12 protein-coding genes and 2 pseudogenes are annotated in these 12,211 nt (G+C 65.3%); 12 read left to right on the forward strand and 2 right to left on the reverse strand.

The window, feature by feature from the left end:
- From ACEQZD_RS01915 to ACEQZD_RS01930, 4 genes and pseudogenes are all read left to right on the forward strand, one after another.
- Positions 1-435 (forward strand): annotated as a pseudogene (locus ACEQZD_RS01915) (mannose-1-phosphate guanylyltransferase); the annotation flags it as partial.
- A gap of 9 nt (positions 436-444) precedes the next feature.
- The gene (gene rpe / locus ACEQZD_RS01920) at positions 445-1,119 is read left to right on the forward strand and encodes a ribulose-phosphate 3-epimerase (RefSeq protein ID WP_370183643.1); all 675 of its coding nucleotides are present in this window, start codon (positions 445-447) and stop codon (positions 1,117-1,119) included.
- Positions 1,120-1,232: 113 nt separating this feature from the next.
- Entirely contained in the window at positions 1,233-1,895 is a 663-nt protein-coding gene (locus ACEQZD_RS01925; protein ID WP_221929711.1) for a DUF4396 domain-containing protein, read from the forward strand.
- Between the two features lie 80 nt (positions 1,896-1,975).
- Complete coding sequence (locus ACEQZD_RS01930) at positions 1,976-2,566, forward strand: NlpC/P60 family protein (protein WP_255442111.1); 591 nt, start codon at positions 1,976-1,978, stop codon at positions 2,564-2,566.
- Here ACEQZD_RS01930 and ACEQZD_RS01935 read toward each other — a convergent pair.
- Entirely contained in the window at positions 2,527-2,985 is a 459-nt protein-coding gene (locus ACEQZD_RS01935; RefSeq protein WP_142947295.1) for a helix-turn-helix domain-containing protein, read from the reverse strand. The genes ACEQZD_RS01930 and ACEQZD_RS01935 overlap by 40 nt on opposite strands.
- Positions 2,986-3,088: 103 nt before the next feature.
- Between ACEQZD_RS01935 and ACEQZD_RS01940 the strand changes: the two genes are divergently transcribed.
- A complete protein-coding gene (locus tag ACEQZD_RS01940; RefSeq protein WP_142947294.1) occupies positions 3,089-4,201 on the forward strand; it encodes an NADH:flavin oxidoreductase in 1,113 nt (370 codons plus the stop codon).
- A 38-nt stretch (positions 4,202-4,239) separates the two neighbouring features.
- Positions 4,240-5,145, forward strand: a complete 906-nt coding sequence (locus tag ACEQZD_RS01945; RefSeq protein ID WP_370183647.1) for an alpha/beta fold hydrolase — start codon at positions 4,240-4,242, stop codon at positions 5,143-5,145.
- A gap of 7 nt (positions 5,146-5,152) precedes the next feature.
- Here ACEQZD_RS01945 and ACEQZD_RS01950 read toward each other — a convergent pair whose 3' ends face one another.
- On the reverse strand, positions 5,153-6,487 hold the full coding sequence (locus ACEQZD_RS01950; RefSeq protein WP_142947292.1) for an MFS transporter: 1,335 nt from the start codon (positions 6,485-6,487) through the stop codon (positions 5,153-5,155).
- A 167-nt stretch (positions 6,488-6,654) separates the two neighbouring features.
- Between ACEQZD_RS01950 and cyoA the strand changes: the two genes are divergently transcribed.
- From cyoA to ACEQZD_RS01980, 6 genes and pseudogenes are all read left to right on the forward strand, one after another.
- Positions 6,655-7,611 carry a ubiquinol oxidase subunit II gene (cyoA, locus tag ACEQZD_RS01955; RefSeq protein WP_142947291.1) on the forward strand — a complete coding sequence of 319 codons (957 nt, stop codon included), beginning with the start codon at positions 6,655-6,657 and terminating at the stop codon, positions 7,609-7,611.
- Positions 7,612-7,613: 2 nt separating this feature from the next.
- Complete coding sequence (gene cyoB, locus ACEQZD_RS01960; RefSeq protein ID WP_142947290.1) at positions 7,614-9,620, forward strand: cytochrome o ubiquinol oxidase subunit I; 2,007 nt, start codon at positions 7,614-7,616, stop codon at positions 9,618-9,620.
- Positions 9,613-10,245, forward strand: coding sequence for a cytochrome o ubiquinol oxidase subunit III (gene cyoC, locus ACEQZD_RS01965; RefSeq protein ID WP_370183651.1), 633 nt, complete (start codon positions 9,613-9,615; stop codon positions 10,243-10,245). The genes cyoB and cyoC overlap by 8 nt, the downstream gene beginning before the upstream one ends.
- On the forward strand, positions 10,242-10,613 hold the full coding sequence (gene cyoD / locus ACEQZD_RS01970) for a cytochrome o ubiquinol oxidase subunit IV (protein WP_067610483.1): 372 nt from the start codon (positions 10,242-10,244) through the stop codon (positions 10,611-10,613). Before cyoC ends, cyoD begins: the two co-directional genes overlap by 4 nt.
- A 1-nt stretch (position 10,614) precedes the next feature.
- Complete coding sequence (locus tag ACEQZD_RS01975) at positions 10,615-11,367, forward strand: SURF1 family protein (RefSeq protein WP_370183653.1); 753 nt, start codon at positions 10,615-10,617, stop codon at positions 11,365-11,367.
- Positions 11,364-12,211 (forward strand): annotated as a pseudogene (locus ACEQZD_RS01980) (sensor histidine kinase); the annotation flags it as partial. The gene ACEQZD_RS01975 and the pseudogene ACEQZD_RS01980, both read left to right, overlap by 4 nt.

Here is a 12,211-nt window from a genome sequence, read left to right on the forward strand (position 1 = left end):
CTGGAAACCGCCGGCGGCATCCGCCGGGCCCTGCCGTTGCTGGGGTCGGACCCTTTTCTGCTGGTCAACGGCGACATCTGGACCGACTACGATTTCAGCGCCCTGGTCGACGCGCCGGTGGGCGACGACCTGGCGCGGCTGGTGCTGGTGGACAACCCGGCCCACCACGACAGCGGCGATTTCCATTTAACAGCCGGGGGCCGGGTAAGCGATAATGCCGAGCCCCGGCTCACCTACGCCGGTATCGCCCGGCTCGACCCGGCCCTGTTCGCCGCGCTCGACGACGGTGAGCGCCGGCTGGCGCCGGTGCTGCGCGCCGCCATGGCGCAGCAGCGGGTCAGCGGCGAGCACCACCGCGGCCACTGGTGGGACATCGGCACCCCGGAACGGTTGGCGGCGCTCGACCGTTTTCTGGCCGCCCCGCACACTGACTAAGGACATTTCATGGCCAAGCAAACCGACTTCATCGCCCCCTCCATTCTCGCCGCCGACTTCGCGCGCCTGGGCGAGGAGTGCGACGCGGTGCTTGCCGCCGGCGCCGACATGATCCATTTCGACGTCATGGACAACCACTACGTGCCCAACCTGACCATCGGCCCGATGGTCTGCAAGGCGCTGCGTCAGCACGGCATCACCGCGCCCATCGACGTCCATCTGATGGTCAGCCCGGTGGATGATCTGATCCGCATGTTCGCCGACGCCGGTGCCTCCATGATCACCTTCCACCCGGAGGCCTCCGCCCACGTGGACCGCTCCCTGCAGCTGATTCACGACGCCGGCTGCCAGGCCGGGCTGGTGCTCAACCCGGCGACCAGCCCGGCGTGCCTGGAGTACGTGATGGACAAGCTCGACAGGGTGCTGTTGATGAGCGTGAACCCGGGCTTCGGCGGCCAGTCGTTCATTCCCGGCACCCTGGGCAAGATCGAGCAAGTGCGCGCCCTGATCGACGCCAGCGGCCGGGATATCCGCCTGGAAGTGGACGGCGGTATCTCGGAAAAGAACATCCGCCAGGTGGCGGCCGCCGGCGCCGACACCTTCGTGGCCGGCTCCGCGATTTTCGGCAAGGACGATTATCCGGCGGTGATCGGTGAGCTGCGCCGGGAGCTGGCCGGCGTCTGACGCCGTTGTGAAACTTCGTAATGATGCCGGGTCCGCGCTTGTGGACCCGGCCTTCCCCGCCGAAGCTGAGCCCCTTTCTCCGCGTGACGGAAGCGAGAATGCAAGGAGGCGATATGCTCTCTCAGTGGTTGACCTGGCCGGTGCTGGCGGTCTGGGCCGTGATATCCCTGGCCTGCGCCGCCTGGGTAATCCAGGACCTGCGCCGCCACAACGCCTTCCTGGGCGGCATGATGAAGGTCGCCTGGGTGCTGACGGTGCTGTATTCCGGCCCCCTGGGACTGGCGGTGTACTGGTATACCGGGCGCGGCCAGATCGCCCACGATTCCCTGTGGCGCAAGAGCTTCCGCTCCGTGGCCCACTGTTACTCAGGTTGCGGTCTCGGTGAAATTATCGGTGTGCTGACGCTGGCCGGGCTCCTGGCCATGACCGGCTGGCCGGTCAACCTGACCACCTTCACGCTCGCCTATATCATCGGCTTCGCCTTCACACTGGGGCCGCTGGTGCAGGCCGGTGAGGCGTTCGGCGTCGCGCTGAAGGACTCGGTGGTGGCCGAATCGATCAGCATCACGGTTATGGAAGCTTCGGCCCTGTCGGTGAACGCCGGCCTGGCCGGCGACGCCCGTATCGGGGACCCGGTGTTCTGGGGCGCGCTGATTATCTCCCTGTCGGTGGGGTTGCTGGTGGCTTACCCCGTCAATGTGCTGCTGATCCGCTTCGGCGTAAAACAGGGCATGCACAACCCCAGGCACATGATGGAACACCAGGGACACCACTGACTTTGGCGTTGGCGGGCGCCGCCGGCCGGCGGTATAGTCCGCAAAACGCTGTTCCGAAAACCCAGGGAGACGCCGTTTCCGTGCTTTTTGCCCCCGTTCTTCAGCGCGCCTCACTGCCGGTGCTTTTGATACTGGCGGCGTTGCTTGTCGGCTGCGCCAGCCGCCCGGCGCCCCATGTGGAAGAGCGTGCCGCCGGCGGCGAGCCGCCGCCGCTGCTACGCGACGACGTGCCCGCCCAGGGCGCCGGGGGCGAGAGCTCGCCGGTGCTGCCGCTGCTGCGCGCCCAGGCGGAGCGCTGGCGCGGCGTGCCGTACCGGCTTGGCGGCAGCAGCGAGGCCGGCGTGGACTGTTCCGCCTTCGTGCAGATCACCTTCCGGTCAAAGCTCGGCGTCGACCTGCCGCGCACCACCGAGGAACTGGCCCGGGAGGGGGAGAGGGTGAGCCGCTCGCAGCTGCAGGCCGGCGATCTGGTGTTCTTCAAGACCGGCTTCCGCCAGCGCCATGTGGGCATCTACATGGGCGGCAAGCGCTTTCTGCATGCCTCCACCAGCCGCGGCGTGATGACCTCGTCGCTGAACAACGTCTATTGGAAGGAGCGTTACTGGAAGGCGCGCCGCATCGAGCTGGAGGATCAGCCCGCGGCGCTGTCGGTGTCCGACGAATCCCGGTAGACCACCGCGCGCACGTCCAGCGCGCGGCCATCGCGGCTTTGCACCGCCACGGTCCGCACCGGTTCGCCGTTGGCCCGGTCGACCAGTTCCGGGCCGTCGCTTTCCCCGTTCCAGCGGTCGCTCCACTGACGCAGCGCGGTGATCACCGTGAACAGATCCCGCCCCTTGTCGGTGAGCCGGTACTCGTAGCGGGTGCCGTGCTCGCCCACGTCCTGCTTGATCAGCACGCCGTTCTCCAGCAGCCGCGCCAGACGGTCGCAGAGAATATTGCGGGCGATGCCGAGGTTCTGCTGAAAGTCCACGAACCGGCGGGTGCCGAGCATGGCTTCTTTCACCACCAGAAGGGACCACCAGTCGCCCACGTCATTGAGGGCGCGGGCCACGGAGCAGTGGGTGTCGGGAAATCGTTTACGGACCATGGGGGCAGTGTGCCAAATACGGTTGCAAGAAGAAACCGTTATGGGTACGGTTTCGAAACGCAACCGAATTGCCTGTTATCGTATCCCTGTCTGGAGTGCCCCAATGAGCGCTGATCTGGCCCCTTTGTTCCGTCCTTTTGAATGCAAATCCCTGAAGCTGCGTAACCGGGTGGCGATGGCGCCCATGACCCGCAATTTCTCACCGGGCCAGGTGCCCACCGAGGAAGTGGCCGGCTACTACCGGCGCCGCGCCGAGGGCGAAGTGGGGCTGCTGATCACCGAGGGCACCACCGTGGGTCACCCCGGCGCGCCGGGCCACGACAGCGTGCCGGCGTTCCATGGCGAAGCGGCGCTCAACGGCTGGAAGGAAGTGGTGCGCCAGGTGCACGCCGCCAACGGCGCCATCATTCCCCAGCTCTGGCACGTGGGCGGCACCCGCCGGCCCGGCGTGGGCCCGGACAAGGACGCCCCCGGTTACTCCCCGTCCGGCCTGTTCAAGCCCGGCAAGCCCAATGGCGAAGCCATGACCCTGAAGGACATCCAGGACGTGATCCAGGCGTTCGCGGATTCCGCCCGCGCCGCCAAGGAGATCGGCTTCGACGGCGTGGAGATCCACGGCGCCCACGGCTACCTGCTGGACCAGTTCTTCTGGGAAGGCACCAACCAGCGTGACGACCAGTACGGCGGCTCCCTGGAAAACCGCGCCCGCTTCGGCGTGGAAATCGTCGAGGCGGTGCGCGCCGCGGTGGGCGAGGACTTCGCCATCGTGCTGCGCTTTTCCCAGTGGAAGCAGCAGGATTACGAAGCGCGTCTGGCGGAAACCCCGGAAGAGCTGGAGCGCTTCCTGACGCTGTTCACCGACGCCGGCGTGGACGTGTTCCACGCCTCCACGCGCCGCTTCTGGACCCCTGAATTCGAAGGCTCCGACCTGAACCTGGCCGGCTGGACCCGCAAGCTCACCGGCAAGCCGGTGATCTCCGTGGGCAGCGTGGGGCTGGACGACGACTTTATCGGCGCCAACAACCAGGGCATCGGCGGCAACGCCAACCCCAAGGGCATCGAGGACCTGGCCAAGCGCATGGCGGCGGACGAGTTCGACCTGATCGCGGTGGGCCGAGCCTTGCTGCAGGACCCCAACTGGCTGGTCAAAATGCGCGACGGCCAGCATGATGAGATCGAGCCGTTCACCAAGGCGGCGTTGGGCTCACTGAGCTAGCGGCACTCGCGGCGCGGGCGATAACAAGGAGAACACCGATGCCCTCTGACCCACACCAGCCCGCCCTCCAGGCGATCGAGACCTGGCGGGCCGGCGGTGCCACCTTCGACTGGAACGGCCAGGACATCTGGTACCGGGATGAGGGCGGCGCCGACCGTCCGGTGCTGGTGATGATCCACGGCTTTCCCACCGCCAGTTGGGACTGGCGGCACATCCTGCCGGCGTTCACCGCCGACTACCGGGTGATCATGATGGACCTGCTGGGCTTCGGGCTCAGCGCCAAGCCGCGCCGCTTTCCCTACAGCATTCTCGCCCAGGCGGACATGGTGGAAGCCCTGCTCGCCGAGCTGGGCGTGGCGCGCTGCCGGATACTGGCCCACGACTACGGCGACACCGTCACCCAGGAGCTGCTGGCCCGCCACGGCGAGCGCGCCGACCGGCAACAGCCCGGCCTGGAGATCGACAAGGTGGTGCTGCTCAACGGCGGCCTGTTCCCGGAAACCCACCTGCCGGTGCGCCTGCAGAAACTGCTGATCAGCCCGCTCGGCCCCCTGGTGGTGAAGTTCTTCACCTTCGAGAAGATGGAAGCCACCTTCCGCCACATCTGCGCCCGGCCCCTGCCGGACGGCGAAGTGGCGGGTTATTGGGCGTTGCTGCAGCACCGAAACGGCCGCGCGGTGATGCCGCGCCTGATTCGCTACATGGAAGAGCGGCGCCGCCACCGTGAACGCTGGGTGGGCGCTCTGCGCGACGCGGCGCGGCGCGGTATCCCGGTGCGTTTGATCGACGGCACCGAGGACCCGGTGTCCGGCGGCCACATGGTGGCGCGCTACCGGGAGCTGATTCCCGACCCGGACGTGGTGGAACTGGCCGGCGTCGGCCACTACCCACAGACCGAAGCGCCGGACGCCGTCATCGACGCCGCCCGGCCTTTCCTGGTGTGAACAGGCCCTAGTCGCTGGCTTCCAGCGATTTGTTGATGCGCAACGCCAGCAGCGTGCAGACCACCCCGGAGAGCAGGTAGACACTGACGTAGGCGAGGCCGAAGTTGGCCGACAGCCCGAGCGCCACCAGCGGCGCGAAGGCGGCGCCGAACAGCCAGGCGAAATCCGAGGTGAAGGCCGCCCCGGTGTAGCGGAAGCGGCGCTCGAAGTTGGTGGTCACGGTGCCGGCGGCCTGGCCGTAGGAGACGCCCAGCAGGGCGAAGCCGATCAGGATAAAGGCGTCCTGCTGGACCGGGGAGCCGTCCAGCAGCATCGGCGTGAACAGCGCGAAGACACCGATCAGACAGGCCAGCAAAGCCACCGTGGTGCGCTTGCCGATGCGATCGGCGATCCAGCCGGAGGCGATGGTGCCGAACACGGCGAGCACCGCGCCGGCGAGCTGGACGCCGAGCACGTCGTGGATCGACTGGCTTTCGTTAAAGCTGATCCAGGACAACGGAAAAATGGTCACCATGTGGAACAGGGCGTAGCTGGCCAGCGCCGCGAACGAGCCGATAAAGATGTTGTAGCCCTGCCGGCGCAGCATCTCGCGGGTGCCGATGGGCTCCAGTTCGCCTTCTTCCAGGGCGCGGGTGTACTCATCGGTGACCACCAGGCGCAGGCGCGCGAACAGCGCCACCACGTTGATCGCGAAGGCGACGAAGAACGGATAGCGCCAACCCCAGCCCAGGAAATCCTCACTGGAGAGGCTCAGCACCAGGTACAGGAACAGGGCCGCGGCCACCAGGAAGCCGATCGGCGCGCCGAGCTGGCCGAGCATGGCGTACCAGCTGCGCCGATCGCGCGGCGCGTTCAGTGCCAGCAGAGAGGGCAGGCCGTCCCAGGAACCGCCCAGCGCAAAGCCCTGGAGAATACGGAACAGTGCCAGCAGCAGGATGGTCCAGACGCCCAGGGTGTCGTAGGTGGGCAGCAACGCCATGCCGACGGTGGCGGTGCCCAGCATGAACAGCGCCACGGTGAGTTTCACGCCGCGGCCCCAGTGCCGCTGGATGGTCATGAACAGGGCGGTGCCGAAGGGCCGGGCCAGGAACGCGAACGAAAAAATAATGAACGCCGCCAGCATGCCTTCCAGGCGCCCCAGGAACGGGAAGAATACGTAGGGGAACACCAGCACCGAGGCGATGCCGAACACGAAGAAATCGAAGTACTCCGAGGCGCGGCCGATCACCACGCCCACGGCGATTTCCCCGGGCGCCACCTTGGAGCGGTCGGCGGTGGTATTACGCAGATCCTGTTCCAGGGTAGTGACGGGCGTCGTGGTTTGATCTTGGCTGCTGGACATGATGCTGGCTCTTTATGCAAACAAAGGGTTAAGCACGTCAACGGACGACCAATGCATAGCATCGCCTGAACCCGGGGGCGCCGCCATAGGACAAAATGTCCAATTCCCGCGACGTCCCCCAACGAGTAGAGTCGTTCGTATCGTGGGCCACAAATCCTGATCCGGCAATGGCATTTCCCAAGCTGTTTTCATTATCCAGGCCGCTTCGAGGCGCCCTTCTATCCGTTCCCCTGGCCCTGCTGGCGGGCTGTGACATGGTGGTGATGTCGCCCTCTGGCGATGTCGCCATGCAACAGCGTGATCTGATTCTCTGGGCCACCGGTCTGATGCTGATCGTGATCGTGCCGGTGATCATCATGACGCTGATGTTCGCCTGGCGTTATCGCGCTTCCAACCGGGACGCGGAGTATTCGCCGGACTGGGATCACTCGACCATGCTCGAGCTGGTGATCTGGGCGGTGCCGTTGCTGATCATCATCGCGCTGGGCGCGATCACCTGGGTGAGCACCCATAAGCTGGACCCGTATCGCCCGCTGGACCGCATCGACGCCAGCCGCCCGGTGCCCGAAGGCACCGAGCCGCTGGTGGTGCAGGTGGTGTCGCTGGAGTGGAAATGGCTGTTCTTCTATCCGGAGCAGGGCATCGCCACCGTCAACGAACTGGCGGCGCCGGTGGACCGGCCGATCCGCTTCGAGATCACCTCGCACTCGAACATGAACTCGTTCTACATCCCCGCGCTGGCCGGGCAGATCTATTCCATGGCGGGCATGGAGACCAAGCTGCACGGCGTGATCAACGAGCCCGGCGTGTACGACGGTTTCTCCGCCAACTACAGCGGCGCCGGTTTCTCCCACATGCGCTTCCATTTCCACGGCCTGGAAACGGAGGCGGACTTTGAAGACTGGGTGGAAAAGGTGCGTGACGATGGCGGCGAGCTCAGCCGGGCGTCCTACAAGCAACTCGCCGAACCCAGCCAGAAGGAACCGGTGCGCTATTACGCCGATGTCGATCCCGGGCTGTATGACGCCATCCTGAACCGCTGCGTGGACCCGGGCACGGTGTGCATGAAGGACATGATGGATCATCACGAACCGGATCATGACCACGGATCTCATGGGAACTGAACATGCTTGAGCAACTCGATCTCACCCAGCTGATTTTCGGACGTCTGTCCTGGGACGCCATTCCGCTCCATGAGCCGGTGATCGTGGCAACGTTCGTGGTCGTGGCGATCGGCGGCGTCGCCCTGTTGGGGGCGCTGACCTACTACCGCGTCTGGGGCTATCTGTGGAAAGAGTGGTTCACCAGTATCGACCACAAAAAGATCGGCATCATGTACATGGTGCTGGGTCTGGTGATGCTGCTGCGCGGCTTTGCCGACGCCATCATGATGCGCATTCAGCAGGCCTGGGCGTTCGGCGACGCCACCGGTTACCTGCCACCGGATCATTACGATCAGATCTTTACCGCCCACGGCGTGATCATGATCTTCTTCGTCGCCATGCCGCTGATCACCGGCATCATGAACTACATCATTCCGTTGCAGATCGGCGCCCGGGATGTGGCCTTCCCGTTTCTCAATAACTTCAGCTTCTGGATGACCGCCAGCGGCGCCGCCCTGGTGATGGCGTCCCTGTTCATCGGTGAGTTCGCCAAGACCGGCTGGCTGGCCTACCCGCCGTTATCGGGGATCATGGAAAGCCCCGGGGTGGGGGTGGATTACTATCTATGGGCGCTACAGATCGCCGGGGTGGGCACCTTGCTATCGGGCATCAACCTGTTGGTGACCATCGTCAAGATGCGCGCCCCCGGCATGAATCTGATGAAAATGCCGGTGTTCACCTGGACCTCCCTGTGCACCAACGTCCTGATCGTCGCCGCCTTCCCGGTACTCACCGCGGTGCTGGGCATGCTGCTGCTGGACCGTTATCTCGGCACCGCCTTCTTCACCAATGATCTGGGCGGCAACGTGATGATGTACATCAACCTGATCTGGATCTGGGGTCACCCGGAGGTGTACATCCTGATTCTGCCGGCCTTCGGTATCTTCTCCGAAGTGGTGTCCACCTACAGCGGCAAGCGCCTGTTCGGCTATGCCTCCATGGTCTACGCCACGGTGGTGATCACGGTGCTCTCCTACATGGTCTGGCTGCACCACTTCTTCACCATGGGGTCGGGGGCCAGCGTGAATTCGTTCTTCGGCATCACCACCATGATCATCTCGATCCCAACCGGGGCGAAGATTTTCAACTGGCTGTTCACCATGTACCGGGGCCGCATCCGCTTCGAGGTGCCCATGCTGTGGACCATCGGTTTCATCATCACCTTCGTGATCGGTGGCATGACCGGTGTGTTGCTGGCGGTGCCGCCGGCGGACTTCGTGCTGCACAACAGCCTGTTCCTGGTGGCGCATTTCCATAACGTGATTATCGGTGGTGTGCTGTTCGGTCTGTTCGCGGGTATCACTTACTGGTATCCCAAGGCGTTCGGTTACAAGCTGGACCCGTTCTGGGGCAAGATGTCGTTCTGGTTCTGGACCATCGGCTTCTACTTCGCCTTCATGCCGCTGTACGTGCTCGGCCTGATGGGCGTCACCCGGCGCATGAGCCAGTTCGAGGAAGACGCCGCCATGCAGTTCTGGTTCCAGGTGGCCGCCTTCGGCGCCTTCCTGATCGCCCTGGGTATTCTGTTCTTCATCGTGCAGTTGGTGGTGAGCCACCGTCGCCGGGATCAGCTGCGCGACACCACCGGCGACCCCTGGGACGGCCGCACCCTGGAGTGGGCCACCTCGTCGCCGCCGCCGCAGTACAACTTCGCCTTCACGCCCCGGGTGCATGATCTGGATGCCTGGTGGCAGATGAAGCAGCACAAGTACCGCCGGCCGGAGCAGGGCTTCAAGGCCATCCATATGCCGAAGAATACCGCCGCGGGCATCATTCTCGCCGGTATCAGTACGGTGCTGGGCTTCGCCCTGGTGTGGCACATGTGGTTGCTGGCGGGGGTGAGCTTCGCCGCGCTGCTGGCGGTCGCCATCGGCCATACCTTTAACTATGACCGTGACTATCACATTCCCGCCGAAGAAGTGGAGCGGGTGGAAGCGGAACGTACGCGGATGTTAGCCAGCCATGTCTGAGACCACCTACACCCCGGAAAGCGGTGACGTGGAAGCCCTGGAGTTTCACGTCACCGAGGATCATCACCCGGAAACCGGCACGTTGCTGGGGTTCTGGCTCTACCTGATGAGCGACTGCCTGATCTTCGCCTGTCTGTTCGCCACCTATGGCGTGCTGGGGCGCAGTTACGCGGGCGGCCCCACCGGCGCCGAGCTGTTCGATCTGCCGCTGGTGGCGATCAACACCTCGTTCCTGCTGCTGTCGTCGATCACCTATGGCTTCGCCATGCTGGAGACGCAGCGCAAGCGGGTCGGCGCCACCATCGGCTGGCTGGCGGTGACCGGTCTGTTGGGCGTGGCCTTCCTGGGCCTGGAGCTGTACGAGTTCGCCCATCTGTTGAATGAAGGGGCGGGCCCGCAGCGCAGCGCCTTCCTGACCTCCTTCTTCGCCCTGGTGGGTACGCACGGCCTGCACGTGCTGTTCGGTATCATCTGGCGGGTGGTGCTGGTGGTGCAGCTGCGTAAGCACGGGCTGATCGTCGAGAACCAGCGCCGTCTGTTCTGTCTGTCCATGTTCTGGCATTTCCTGGATGTGGTCTGGATCGGCGTGTTCACCTTTGTCTACCTGATGGGAGTCCTGCCATGAGCGATCATCACGACGCGGCTCACGACGACGTCCTCCCCGATGCGCCGCACAGTACCTTCAAGGGGTACATGACCGGCTTCGTGCTCGCCGTGGTGCTCACGGTGATCCCGTTCTGGGTGGTGATGGCCGACGTGTTCGAGAGCACCGGCGTCACCGCCCTGGTGATCCTGAGCCTGGCGGCGGTGCAGATCGTAGTGCACATGATCTATTTCCTGCACATGAACTTCCGCTCCCAGGGCGGCTGGAACATGCTGGCGCTGATTTTCACGGCGGTGATCGTGTTCATTACCCTGGCCGGTTCGCTGTGGGTCATGTACCACCTGAACGTGAACATGATGCCGGGGATGATGCAGGACCCCTGGGGCTGAGATGGCCCCGCGGACTGCCCGCCGCTGGCCGGGGCGGCTGCTGTGGGGCGCCCTGGCGCTGCTGGCTTTTATCGGCTTCCTGGCGCTCGGCCAGTGGCAGCTGGAGCGGCGGGCCTGGAAGCTGGACCTGATCGAGCGGGTCGAGCAGCGCGTGGACGCGCCGCCGGTGGCCGCCCCGGCGGGCGCCGACATCGACCCGCAAGAGTACGAATATCTGCGGGTGCGCCTGCACGGCGAGTTCCTGCACCAGCGGGAGACCCTGGTGCAGGCCAGCACCGTTCTCGGCAGCGGTTACTGGGTATTGACCCCGCTGCGCCGCCAGGACGGCACCACGGTACTGATCAACCGGGGCTTCGTGGCACCGGAGAACCGGCAACGGGCGCAGCGCCGGGAGGGCGAGCCGCGCGGGCCCGTGACGATCACCGGCCTGCTGCGCCCCAGCGAACCGGGCGGTGCCTTTCTGCGCGATAACGCGCCGGAAAAGGACCGCTGGTATTCCCGCGACGTGGCCGCCATCGCCAAGGCCCGTGGCCTGGACCGGGTGGCGCCGTACTTCGTCGACGCCGAGGCGCCGCCGTTGGCTGAAGGCGGCGGTGCCGGTCAGCCGGTGTCCGGCCTCACCGTGATCCAATTCCGCAATAATCACCTGGTCTATGCGCTCACCTGGTTTATGCTCGCGCTGATGGTGGCCGGCGGCGCCGGCTACGCGGCCCGGGAAGAATTCCGGCCGCGCCGATCAGGAGACCCGCGATGATTCCGCCCAGCGCGAACACGCCGGTGGACGACGACGCCACCGGGCGCAAGAACATGCAGCAGCTGATCCAGCTGCGCTGGATCGCCGTGCTCGGTCAGGTGGGCACCATCCTGGTGGTCTTCTTCGTGTTCAGGATCGAGCTGCCGCTGCTGTACATGTTCGCGGTGCTGGCCGGGCTGGTGGCGTTCAACGGCGCCAGCCTGCTGCGCCTGCGGCTGCGGCGGCCGGTCAGTAACGGCGAGCTGTTCGTCGCCCTGCTGGTGGACGTGATCACGCTCACCATGCAGCTCTATCTCAGCGGTGGCGCCACCAACCCCTTTATTTTCCTCTACCTGCTGCAGGTGGTGCTGGCGGCGGTGCTGCTGGAGGCCTGGTCCACCTGGATCATTCTGCTGGTCACCGCCGGCTGTTTCGTGGCCCTGGAGTTCGCCGCCCGGCCGCTGCCGTTGCCGCTCGACTACGAACTGGGCCCGCTGAGCCTCTATATCCAGGGCATGCTGCTGTGCTTCGTGCTCAACGCGGTGCTGCTGGTGATCTTTATCAACCGCATTACCCGCAACCGGCGCGACCGGGACGCGCGCCTGGCGGCCCTGCGCCAGCGCGCCGCCGAGGAAGAGCACATCGTGCGCATGGGCCTGCTGGCCTCCGGCGCCGCCCACGAACTAGGCACGCGGGTGGCCACCCTGGCGGTGATTCTGGGCGACTGGCGGCGCATGACGGTGTTCCAGTCCGACCCGGATCTGGCCCAGGAGATCGGCGAAATGCAGACCCAGGTGCTGCGCTGCAAATCCATCGTCAGCGGTATTCTGCTGTCCGCCGGCGAGGCCCGCGGCGAAGCCTCGGA

The sequence above is a fragment of the Alloalcanivorax sp. genome (genome assembly GCF_964221125.1).
GTDB lineage: Bacteria > Pseudomonadota > Gammaproteobacteria > Pseudomonadales > Alcanivoracaceae > Alloalcanivorax > Alloalcanivorax venustensis.